10 protein-coding genes and 1 riboswitch are annotated in these 10,613 nt (G+C 73.8%); of the genes, 6 read left to right on the top strand and 4 right to left on the bottom strand.

Annotated features, from left to right (window positions below; all coding sequences use genetic code 11):
• Positions 1 to 2: 2 nt before the first annotated feature.
• Positions 3 to 142: riboswitch (cobalamin riboswitch) on the bottom strand.
• 116 nt (positions 143 to 258) lie between these two features.
• The 3 genes from DDJ31_RS08815 to DDJ31_RS08805 all read right to left on the bottom strand — a co-directional run bounded on the left by DDJ31_RS08815 (position 259) and on the right by DDJ31_RS08805 (position 2,659).
• Positions 259 to 480, bottom strand: a complete 222-nt coding sequence (locus DDJ31_RS08815) for a hypothetical protein (RefSeq protein WP_127180839.1) — start codon at positions 478 to 480, stop codon at positions 259 to 261.
• Between the two features lie 32 nt (positions 481 to 512).
• Positions 513 to 1,766 (bottom strand): inorganic phosphate transporter, encoded by a 1,254-nt coding sequence (locus tag DDJ31_RS08810; protein WP_127180840.1) that lies wholly within the window; start codon positions 1,764 to 1,766, stop codon positions 513 to 515.
• Between the two features lie 143 nt (positions 1,767 to 1,909).
• Positions 1,910 to 2,659, bottom strand: coding sequence for a lysozyme (locus DDJ31_RS08805; protein WP_127180841.1), 750 nt, complete (start codon positions 2,657 to 2,659; stop codon positions 1,910 to 1,912).
• A 183-nt stretch (positions 2,660 to 2,842) separates the two neighbouring features.
• Between DDJ31_RS08805 and DDJ31_RS08800 the strand changes: the two genes are divergently transcribed.
• The 3 genes from DDJ31_RS08800 to DDJ31_RS08790 all read left to right on the top strand — a co-directional run bounded on the left by DDJ31_RS08800 (position 2,843) and on the right by DDJ31_RS08790 (position 6,364).
• Positions 2,843 to 3,553, top strand: coding sequence for a class II aldolase/adducin family protein (locus tag DDJ31_RS08800; RefSeq protein WP_127180842.1), 711 nt, complete (start codon positions 2,843 to 2,845; stop codon positions 3,551 to 3,553).
• A gap of 93 nt (positions 3,554 to 3,646) precedes the next feature.
• Entirely contained in the window at positions 3,647 to 4,774 is a 1,128-nt protein-coding gene (locus DDJ31_RS08795; RefSeq protein ID WP_127180843.1) for an alpha/beta hydrolase, read from the top strand.
• Positions 4,775 to 4,954: 180 nt separating this feature from the next.
• Entirely contained in the window at positions 4,955 to 6,364 is a 1,410-nt protein-coding gene (locus tag DDJ31_RS08790) for a hypothetical protein (protein ID WP_171480792.1), read from the top strand.
• A 20-nt stretch (positions 6,365 to 6,384) separates the two neighbouring features.
• Here DDJ31_RS08790 and ypfJ read toward each other — a convergent pair whose 3' ends face one another.
• Positions 6,385 to 7,275, bottom strand: a complete 891-nt coding sequence (ypfJ, locus tag DDJ31_RS08785) for a KPN_02809 family neutral zinc metallopeptidase (protein WP_127180844.1) — start codon at positions 7,273 to 7,275, stop codon at positions 6,385 to 6,387.
• Positions 7,276 to 7,623: 348 nt separating this feature from the next.
• On the opposite strand from ypfJ, the gene DDJ31_RS08780 reads away from it, so the two are divergent.
• The 3 genes from DDJ31_RS08780 (at position 7,624) to DDJ31_RS08770 (ending at position 10,553) form a co-directional block, all read left to right on the top strand.
• Positions 7,624 to 8,295, top strand: a complete 672-nt coding sequence (locus tag DDJ31_RS08780) for a hypothetical protein (protein WP_127180845.1) — start codon at positions 7,624 to 7,626, stop codon at positions 8,293 to 8,295.
• Positions 8,296 to 8,387: 92 nt separating this feature from the next.
• Complete coding sequence (gene abc-f / locus DDJ31_RS08775; RefSeq protein WP_127180846.1) at positions 8,388 to 9,986, top strand: ribosomal protection-like ABC-F family protein; 1,599 nt, start codon at positions 8,388 to 8,390, stop codon at positions 9,984 to 9,986.
• A gap of 345 nt (positions 9,987 to 10,331) precedes the next feature.
• Positions 10,332 to 10,553: a helix-turn-helix domain-containing protein gene (locus tag DDJ31_RS08770; protein WP_004002281.1), complete on the top strand. Its 222-nt coding sequence runs from the start codon at positions 10,332 to 10,334 to the stop codon at positions 10,551 to 10,553.
• Positions 10,554 to 10,613: the final 60 nt, after the last annotated feature.

Here is a 10,613-nt window from a genome sequence, read left to right as displayed (position 1 = left end):
GTTCGACGAGACCGGCGGTGAGAGTTCCTGGCTCCCGGGGGTTCCTACCCCGGTGACAGTGGCGGGACCGCGCCGGATTCACACCGGCTTCCTCTCGTGCCGCCGTACTTGGCCTCGGCAGTCCACCACGCTGCACAACGGCAGTCAACTTGCTGTTGACCTGCGGTGAAGGAGTGTGCCGAGGCCCACACGCGAAGGGGTGCGGGACGGTGTTCCGTCCCGCACCCCTTCGCGTGTGGGCCCGACGCCCGGCGCGGTTCAGGCGACGATCAGGGAGATCCCGTACGCCACGGCCGCCGCGCAGGCGGCGAAGCAGGCGTACGCGCCGGTGACGGCCAGCGGCGCCGACCCGCCCTGCGCGGTGGCCCGTTCACGGCGGGACAGGCCCGCGATGCCGAGGGTGAACAGGGCCACGAGGGCCACGGTGACCACGAGGCTGACGCCGAAGACGGAGCCAAGGGACGCCCAGTCGATCTTCATGTCGGGGTTCCTCCGTTACCGGGTGGACGGGCTCAGACGGCGGCGGGACCGGCGGCCGGTTCCGTGCTCTGGGCGGTGGCGGGCGGGGCCGGGATGGTGGCGGTCAGGGTGTCGGGGACGGTGCCCGCCGGGGGCGGGATGACGGCGGCGATCGCCTGCGTCACCACGCCGGCCGGCTCGGCCTGGTCGGCCGCGACGACGTTGTGGTGGTCGATGACCTCGCGCCTGGACAGCTTCCAGATGGCCGCGCTCGAGGCGATCAGGAAGACGGCGACGGCCGCGGTGCCCCAGTCGCCCAGGTTGGTCACGGACTCGGCGAGCGCGCCCACCAGGGCGGCGGCCGGCAGGGTCAGGCCCCAGGCGACGAACATCCGGGTGGCGGTCGACCAGCGGACCACCCCGCCCTTGCGGCCCAGGCCCGCGCCCATCACGGAGCCGGAGACGGCGTGCGTGGTGGAGAGGGAGAAGCCGAGGTGCGAGGAGGCCAGGATGACGGTGGCCGCGCTGGTCTGGGCGGCGAAGCCCTGCTGCGGCTGGAGGTCGGTGAGGCCCGTGCCCATGGTGCGGATGATGCGCCAGCCGCCGAGGTAGGTGCCGAGCGCGATGGCCAGACCGGCGGAGAGGATGACCCAGGTGGGCGGGTCCGAGTCGGGGGCGATGGCGCCGCCCGCGACCAGGGCGAGGGTGATGATGCCCATCGTCTTCTGCGCGTCGTTGGTGCCGTGGGCGAGCGAGACCAGCCCCGCGGAGGCGATCTGGCCGGTCCGGTAGCCCTTGGCGGCGGCCTTGCCCTCGGCCTTCTGGCCCAGGGTGTAGGAGAGCCGGGTCGCCAGGAGCGCGGCGACGCCCGCCACGATCGGGGCCGCGACGGCCGGGATGAGCACCTTGGTGACCAGCACGTCGCCGTGCACCGCGCCGGCGCCCGCCGAGGCGATGGTGGCGCCGATCAGGCCGCCCATCAGGGCGTGCGACGAGGAGGAGGGGAGCCCGACGAGCCAGGTCAGCAGGTTCCAGAGGATGGCGCCGACCAGGGCGGCGAAGATGACCTCGGGACGGATACCGCTCTCGTCGACGAGACCTTTGGAGATCGTGTTGGCGACCTCCACGGAGAGGAAGGCGCCGACAAGGTTGAGCACGGCGGACATGGCCACCGCGACCTTGGGCTTGAGCGCACCGGTCGAGATGGTGGTGGCCATCGCGTTGGCGGTGTCGTGAAAACCGTTCGTGAAATCAAACGCGAGTGCGGTTACTACCACAATCGCGAGGATCAGCGAGAAGTTTTCCATTTACCCAGGCAATCGTTCGAAGTCATTGGCGTGTTGAACGTAGGCAACCTGGATGAACGGAAGGTGAACTGGGGCGGGCGGCAGGGTGACCGTGCGGGAGGGTTGCCGCTCCCTTCGGTTCCGCCGCCCCACGGGCCCCGCGGCTATCCGCCCCGGGCGAACTTCCGCAGTTGGGCGAGGCTGCCGTTGAAGAGATTCTGGTCACCCGGCAGGCTCCCCCTGGTGCCGTGCTGCCAGAAGGTCCAGTACGGCCATCCGCCCGGCAGCGATCCGGCGTTCGAGGCGCCGGGACGGGCGATCCACAGCGGATTGGCGGACAGCGCCCGGCTGTCGCCGGTACAGGCCTTCCACCAGTGCGCGGTCGTGTAGATCACCGGCGGGCGCCCGACGAGCCGCTCCACCTCGTCGCTGAACGACCGGATCCAGTCGACCATGCGCGCCTTGCCGAGCCCGTAGCACCGGTGCCTTCTGTCGTACGGGTTGTACTCGACGTCGAGCGCGGGCGGCAGCGTCCGCCCGTCGGCCTGCCAGCCGCCGCCGTTGCGGACGAAGTACGCGGCCTGCGCGGCGCCCGACGACCGGTTCGGCAGCGCGAAGTGGTAGGCCCCGTGCAGGATCCCGTGGTTCTCGGCGCCGCCGTACTGCGCGTCGAAGTACGGGTTGCGGTACGAGGTGGACTCGGTCGCCTTGACGTAGACGAACGTCGCGCCCCTGGCCTTCGCCTTCCCCCAGTCCACGGTCCGCTGGTGCGACGAGACGTCATGCCCCTTCGGCAGCCCCGCGGCCGCGGCCGGCCCGGACTGCTGCGCGGCGACGGCGGCGACGGTGGCGAGCGCCGCCAGGGACCCCGCGAACGGACGGGCCCGACGGAACGACGTGCGGGCATAAGCCATTTATCCCCCTGAACAGTGATGGAAGCGACAAATCACCGATGGAGGCTACGCGAAGATCACCGGATGACCGGGGTTCCGCGCCCGCACGGAAGAGTGAGGCGAAAACGGGGCATCGGCCCGCCGTCCCCGCCGTCCGCGCCGTCCCCGCCCCCACGGCCCCGACCCGGCTGGCAGGATCGCCCCATGGCCGAGCCGCGACGCGACACCCATCAGGACCACACCGCGCCCGAGGCGTGGGGGAGAGCCGTACGGGAGGCGGAGGCGCGGGCCTGGGACGCCCTCGTCGCCACCGCCCGCCGCACGGTCGCCGACGGCCTGGTCGTCGGCACCTCGGGCAACGTCTCCACCCGGGTCGGCGACACCGTCCTCGTCACCCCCTCGGGAGTGCCCTACGACCGGCTCACCCCCGACGACGTCACCGGCGTCGACCTCGAAGGCCGCCAGGTCCTCGGCAGCCTCCTGCCGACCAGCGAACTGCCCATGCACCTCGCCGTCTACCGCACCACCGACGCGCTCGCCGTCGTCCACACCCACGCCGTGCACGCCACCGCCGTCTCCACCCTCGTCCCCGAACTCCCCGCCGTCCACTACATGGCGGGCGCCCTCGGCGGCGCCGTCCGGGTCGCCCCCTACGCCACCTACGGCACCGACGCCCTCGCCGCGCACATGCTCCGCGCCCTCGAAGGCCGCAGCGCCTGCCTCCTGCAGAACCACGGCACCCTCACCCACGGCGCAGGACTCGACCAGGCCTACGACCGCACCGCCCAACTGGAGTGGATGTGCCGGCTCTGGCTGACCGCCGCCTCGGTACCCGGCCTCACCCCCAGCCTCCTCACCCCCGACCAGCTCGCCGAGGCCGGCGAACGCCTGCGGGGCTACGGACAGCGCGGCTGAGCCGCCCCGGGCCAGCCCGGCCCGGGGCACCCGCCGTCACCCGCCCCGCCCCTCCCACTGGCCGGGCGCCCGGTCCGCCGGGAGACTGGACGGGTGCGCACTGTCAAAGCGGCGGCCGCGGCCGTCACCGCAGCCCTCGCCGCGGGCGCGGCGAGCGTGGCGGCCGGCCGGTTCGCCAGCGACGCCGCCCTCAAGGCGCCGTCCGGCACCCGCCTGCCCACCGAGCCCCGCCTCACCGTGCACGCCACAGGCGACGACTGGATCACCCTCACCCGGGCCTTCGCCTCCCTGCGCCCCGGCACCTACGGCCTCGCCGACGACGACAGCCACGCGGTCGTCGGACCGGTCCTCGACGCGGCGGCGCACTCCGCCGACACCGTCGTACGCCGGCTGGAGCGCGTCACCCGCGGCGCCCCGCGGACCGGCGACCGGATGTGGCTCGTGCCGAACCTGCACACCGGCGACCCCACCACCGCCCTCGGCCTCGCCCACACCGCCGTCGCCGTCCCCGGCGAACTCGGGCCGCTGCCCGCCTGGTCCGTGCCCGGCCCCCGCGACACCTGGGTGATCGCCGTGCACGGCCTCGCCGCGGGCCGCGAACACACCCTGAACCTGATGGAGTTCCTGCACGGCCTGCGCTTCCCCGTGCTCGCCCCCAGCTACCGCGGCGACCCCGGCGCCCCCCGCTCGCCCGACGGACTGCACCACCTCGGCGAGACCGAGTGGCGCGACCTGGACGCCGCGATCCGGCACGCGGTCCAGCACGGCGCCCGCCGCGTCGTCCTGTACGGCTGGTCCACCGGCGCCACCATGGCGCTGCTCGCCGCCACCCACTCGGCGCTCGGCAGCCGGATCTCCGGCCTCGTCCTCGACTCGCCCGTCCTCGACTGGACGGCCACCCTGCGCGCCCTCGCCACCGCCCGGCACACCCCGGGTGCCCTGCTGCCGCTCGCCGTCCGCGCCGCCCAGGGCCGTACCGGCATCAGGGGCGACCGCACCGCGCAGGCCGCCGAACCCGGCGGACTCGCCGTCCCGACGCTGATCGTGCACGGCCCCGACGACACCCTGGCGCCCTGGGCGCCGTCCCGCAGACTGGCCGCCGACCGGCCCGACCTGGTCACCCTGCACCCGGTGCCGGGCGCCCCGCACGCGGCGATGTGGAACGCCGACCCGGAGGGGTACGAAGAGGTCCTGCGCCGCTTCCTGACCCCCCTGATGTGACCGCGGGGCGGCCCGGCGCGCGGCCCGCCCGGCACCGCGCACCGACATTCCGTTTAACGCCGTACCAGTGGCCGGTTCTCGGCCCTCGACCGCCCCGAGGACCCGGTGCGTTGGCCATCCCCGTCGCCCGCCGTGACATTCCGTTTGGGTTTTCGGACCGTCAACCGGAAGACTGCACCCGTGACGTCCCGTATCCCGCGCGACTCCAGGCTTCGACTCGTCCGCCCACGACCCCTGGCCGCCGCCCCCAGAGCAGTGAACCAGCGGCACACCCGCCGCCCCGCGCCCCGCCCGCCGGAGGGCACACCGGCCCCCGCGGAACTTGCCCGAATGGCTCGTTCCCAGCTTGCCGGCGCCGCCCGCGTCGCCCGCTGGGCGGACATCGCCCTCGGGCCCGGCGGCGACGCCGCCACCACGGGCGACAAGGCCACCCTCGCCGAGGCCACCGCCGAACGCGCCGCCGAAGAACTGGGCCTGACCACGGCTCAGGTCCGCGCCGACTGGGACACCTCCCGGCTGGCCGGCCTCATCGAGGTGCACGGCGACACCGCCCGCCCCGGCTGGCGGCTGCGCGCCTGGAACCGCGACGACAGCGCCGTCCTGCGCGGCTGGGTCGCCCTCTTCGACGCCTGGTCGCTCGCCCACCCGGAACCCGCCGAGCACGGGCCGGCCGGCGTCGCCGAGGTCGTCTCGGCCATGCCCCAGGTGCTCTCCTTCCTCCAGCTCTCCGCCGGGCCCGTCCCGGTCGCGCAACTCCTCGACCTGCTGGAGCAGCGGGTCATCGAACTGCGCACCGAGCGCTGCGAGATCCCCTACGGCCCGCAGCCCGAGCCCGCCCCCGCGCCCCTGCCGGCCGAGCACGACGACACCTCGCTCGCCCCCCTGCTCGACTGGGCGCTGCACGCCCTCGCCTCCGTCGGCGCCCTCACCTGCGGCGACGGCCACGCCACCCTCACCCCGCTGGGCAACTGGGCGGTCTGGGTCAAGCTGGAGCAGATCTGCGTCGCCGCGCAGAGCCCCGCGGGCAACATCGAGCAGGGCGCCGAGGACATGCTGCGCGGCTGCGCCCAGCTCCGCCCGAACGCGGCCCGCGCCGAGTACCGCGCCTGGCTCGCCGCCCGCACCGTCGGCGGCGCCGTCACCGAACTCCTCGCCGCCGCCCGGGGCGAGGACGCCCTGCTGCGCGGCCTGGCCTTCGAGGCGCTCCGCGTCGTCGGCGCCCCCGCCGAACCCGACGTCCGCTCCGTCGCCGACGAGCCCGCCCTGCGGCCCTACGCCCTGCTGTGGCTCGCCGAGCACGACGGCATCGACCCCGAGGACGCCCACGAGGTGCTCACCCGTGAGGAGGCCACCTGGCTCTGGGTCGACACCGCGGCCGCCGTCGCCGACCACGGCGAGGCCCCGATGCTGGTACGGCACCTGGAGTCCGCCCTCCAGCCGACCGTGCCCGCCCTCCTCGACGAGGTGCGCGCCGTCGGCCACCCCCGCACCGTCCAGGTCCTGGTGGCGCTGGCCGCGGCCCACCCGGACCCGGCCCTGGCCAAGGCGGTCCGCAGGGCCGCCTTCCAGGTCCACACCGGGGGAAGCTGACCGCGCCGGCGCCGGGCCGGTCAGCGGAAGGTGTCGCACCTCCCCATGTCCCCGGTCTGGTAGCCCTGCCGGAACCACCGCTGCCGCTGCTGCGCCGAACCGTGGGTCCACGACTCAGGGGCGACCCGGCCCTGGAACCGCTCTTGGATCCGGTCGTCGCCCACGGCCGCCGCCGCGTCGAGACCGTCCCGGATGTCGGCGTCCGTCAGGCTCGTCACCAGCGGGCGCCCGGTCGAGCGGTCCTTCGTCGTGGTCGCGTGGTGCGCCCACACCCCCGCGTAGCAGTCCGCCTGGAGTTCGACCCGCACCGCGTTGCTGTCCGCGCCGGTCCGCCCGTCCTGCGCCCGGCGCAACGTCCCCATCAGGTCCTGCACATGGTGGCCGTACTCGTGCGCCACCACGTACGCCTGCGCGAACGCCCCGCCGCTCGCCCCGAACGTGGTGCGCAGCTCGTCGAAGAACCCCAGGTCGAGGTAGACCTTCCGGTCGCCGGGGCAGTAGAACGGCCCGACCGCGCTGGTCGCCGCGCCGCACGCGGTGCCGACCCGGCCGCTGAAGAAGACCGTGGGGGAGGCCGTGTACGTGCCGCCCCCGCGGGCGAACTCCTGCCGCCAGTGGTCCTGCACGCTGTTGACCACCGCGACCAGCCGGCAGTCCTCCTTGGTGTTGGCGTCCCGCCCGGTGCGGCAGCTCTGCTGCACCTGCGCGAGCGAGGACGCCGTCGACGCCGGACGGTCCGAGCCGTCGGCCAGCCCCAGCTCCTGCGGTCCGATGCCGAAGAACAGGCCGAGCAGCAGCGCCACGAGACCGACGATGCCGCCGCCCACGGTCGCCCGGCCGCCGGGGACCCGGCTGCCGCGCACGTCCTGCACGTCGGAGGTGTCGAGCGGGGCGTCGTCGTCGAACTGCACGGGGGCACCATCCTCGGGGAAACGGTTGTACGGGTGTCGCCATCCTGCCCGCAGCCCCGGCCCGCACGGACCGCCGAACGGGGGACAGGCCCCGCGCGGCCCGCCGTGTCCCGCCCACGCACCGGCCCCGCGGGCCACCCGGCTGGCTACGCTCTGCGCCGGATCCGGCAGGCGCCGGTCGGCAGTTTCCGAGGGGGCGCGGTGGTCGTACTTCAGGCCGGGGTCGCTGAGGCCGCACCGACCCGAACCTCCGCACCGACCCGAACCCCCGCACCCCCACCCATCCTCCCGACCGCGCCAGACCCCCGCCGTCCCCGCCTTCTCCGCCTTCTCCGCCGCGGCCGTCCCGTGAGGCCGGCCCTCGCCCTGCTGCTCACCGCGGCCGCCCTGCTGGCCGCCCACCACCTGCGCCCCGCCCCTTACGGCGACCGCCTCACCACCGGACCCGCCGCCGCGACCGCCCCCACCGCGCTGCGCACCCGCGCCGGGGCCGTCGAGGCGTACGACCCGGCCACCGGCGCCCTGCGCTGGCGCTACGCGCGCACCGGCCACCGCCCGCTCGACGTCGTCCGCCACGCGCGCGGGGAGGCCCTCGCCCTCTGGGACGACGGCACGGTCACCGCCACCACCACCGGGCCGCACACCCCCGCCGTCCGCTGGCACCGGACGCTGCCCGCGACCGCCGGCTGGCTGCCCGCCCAGGGCGGCAGCGGCGTCCTGCGCCCGCTGGGCCACGGCATCCTCGGCGTCGTCACCCCGCCGCGGGTCTCCGCCTACCGGATCGCCGACGGCGACCTGCGCTGGGTGCTGCCCGCCCGCGACGGCTGCGCGTTCGCGCCCGCGCGTGGGCTGCGTCACGCCGGTGCCGTGCTGCTCGCCCAGCCCTGCGCCGACGCGGCCTGGACCGCGCAGGTCGTCGCCGTGGACGACCTGGGCCGCGTCGTCCCGCACCGCACGCCCCTCGGCAACGAGCTGCCCGGCGCCCGCGGCACCGGAAAAGGGCTTGCGAGCCCCCGTTAGACTTGCCCCATGGCCAGACTCCTCGCGCATTAGACCGGCGGGTCCGTCCCCAGCCGCCCATCCGTCAGTCACTTCCGCCCTGGAGTCTGTCCGTGATCTCCGCCTCCGGTATCGAGCTGCGCGCCGGTGCCCGCGTCCTCATCGAGTCCGCGTCCTTCCGCATCGCCAAGGGCGACCGCATCGGCCTGGTCGGCCGCAACGGCGCGGGCAAGACCACCCTCACCAAGGTCCTGGCCGGTGAGGGCATCCCCGCCGGCGGCACCGTCACCCGCTCGGGCGAGGTCGGCTACCTGCCCCAGGACCCCCGCACCGGCGACCTCGACGTCCTCGCCCGCGACCGCGTCCTGTCCGCGCGCGGCCTCGACGTCCTGATCCGCAAGATGCGCGAGAACGAACAGCGCATCGCCAACGGCCAGGGCGCCACCCGCGACAAGGCGATGCGCCAGTACGAGCGCCAGGAGACGGAGTTCCTCACCAAGGGCGGCTACTCCGCCGAGGCCGAGGCCGCCACCATCGCCGCCGCGCTCAACCTGCCCGACCGGGTGCTCGGCCAGCCCCTGCACACCCTCTCCGGCGGTCAGCGCCGCCGTATCGAGCTGGCCCGCATCCTCTTCTCGGACGCCGACACCCTGCTCCTCGACGAGCCCACCAACCACCTCGACGCCGACTCGATCGTCTGGCTGCGGGACTACCTGAAGACCTACCGCGGCGGCTTCATCGTGATCTCCCACGACGTCGACCTGGTCGAGACGGTCGTCAACAAGGTGTTCTACCTGGACGCCAACCGCGCCCAGATCGACATCTACAACATGGGCTGGCGCCTCTACCAGCAGCAGCGCGAGGCCGACGAGAAGCGCCGCAAGCGCGAGCGCGCCAACGCCGAGAAGAAGGCCGCCGCCCTCCACTCGCAGGCCGACAAGATGCGCGCCAAGGCCACCAAGACGGTCGCCGCGCAGAACATGGCCCGCCGCGCCGACAAGCTGCTCTCCGGCCTTGAGGCGGTCCGCCAGTCCGACAAGGTCGCCAAGCTCCGCTTCCCCGAGCCCGCGTCCTGCGGCCGCACCCCGCTCACCGCCGAGGGCCTGTCGAAGTCGTACGGCTCGCTGGAGATCTTCACCGACGTCGACCTGGCCATCGACAAGGGCTCACGGGTCGTCATCCTCGGCCTCAACGGCGCGGGCAAGACGACCCTGCTGCGGCTGCTCGCGGGCGCGGAGACACCGGACACCGGCCAGGTCGTGCCCGGACACGGGCTCAAGCTCGGCTACTACGCGCAGGAGCACGAGACGCTCGACCCGGAGCGCTCGGTCCTGGAGAACATGCGCTCGGCCGCCCCGGACATGGACCTGGTCGAGGTCCGCAAGGTGCTCGGCTCGTTCCTGTTCTCGGGCGACGACGCCGACAAGCCGGCCGGTGTGCTCTCCGGCGGCGAGAAGACCAGGCTGGCGCTGGCCACCCTCGTCGTCTCCTCGGCCAACGTCCTGCTGCTCGACGAGCCCACCAACAACCTCGACCCGGCGAGCCGCGAGGAGATCCTCGGGGCGCTGCGCACCTACAAGGGCGCCGTCGTCCTGGTCACCCACGACGAGGGCGCCGTCGAGGCGCTCCAGCCGGAGCGGATCATCCTGCTGCCCGACGGTGTGGAGGACCTGTGGGGGGCGGACTACGCCGACCTCGTCTCCCTCGCGTGACCCTGCCTGATGAGAGCCCTGATCCACGGCGTATGGATCATTCGGCCTAGCGGTGATCCACCATCTGTGTGAGATCTCCTCGTATCAAGGTGTGTCCTCCAACGATTTTCCGGCCGGGCCCTCTATCACCGGGGGCCCGGCCGTTTCGCGTCGCTGACCTGGTACTTCTCCGCGCTGCCTGTTCGGCGGGCGGAACGGGAGCCTACGGAATGCGCGATTCCGCATGTGGGGACGGACTCCTGTCGTCAAAAGCCTGTCCCATGGACCTTGCCGAATGGGTGGCCATGAAGCCCGGGAGGGGTGATCATGAGAAGTCCAGAGCGCACTTCCCATGAGGAGGCACGGGTGGCCGAGACTCTGAAGAAGGGCAGCCGGGTTACCGGCGCCGCGCGCGACAAGCTCGCGGCAGACCTGAAGAAGAAGTACGACTCCGGTGCGAGCATCCGAGCGCTGGCCGAGGAGACCGGCCGCTCGTATGGCTTCGTGCACCGGATGCTCAGCGAGTCGGGCGTCACGCTGCGTGGACGCGGCGGGGCGACGCGGGGCAAGAAGGCAGCCTCGTCCTGACTCCCCGGGCGGCCCATCGGCTTCGATGGTGGCCACCCGGTCGGTTCTGTGATCGACCGG

Source organism: Streptomyces griseoviridis (assembly GCF_005222485.1).
Classification (GTDB): domain Bacteria; phylum Actinomycetota; class Actinomycetes; order Streptomycetales; family Streptomycetaceae; genus Streptomyces; species Streptomyces hintoniae.
The sequence above is the reverse complement of the archived record's forward strand: the minus strand, read 5'-3'. Positions and strand labels throughout refer to the sequence as shown.

Excerpts from the sequence above, each read along its gene's own strand:
- DDJ31_RS08805 (WP_127180841.1), bottom strand. The coding sequence starts at position 2,659 with ATGGCTTATGCCCGCACGTCGTTCCGTCGGGCCCGTCCGTTCGCGGGG.
- DDJ31_RS08810 (WP_127180840.1), bottom strand. The coding sequence starts at position 1,766 with ATGGAAAACTTCTCGCTGATCCTCGCGATTGTGGTAGTAACCGCACTC.
- DDJ31_RS08815 (WP_127180839.1), bottom strand. The coding sequence starts at position 480 with ATGAAGATCGACTGGGCGTCCCTTGGCTCCGTCTTCGGCGTCAGCCTC.
- DDJ31_RS08800 (WP_127180842.1), top strand. The coding sequence starts at position 2,843 with ATGGCCGAGCCGCGACGCGACACCCATCAGGACCACACCGCGCCCGAG.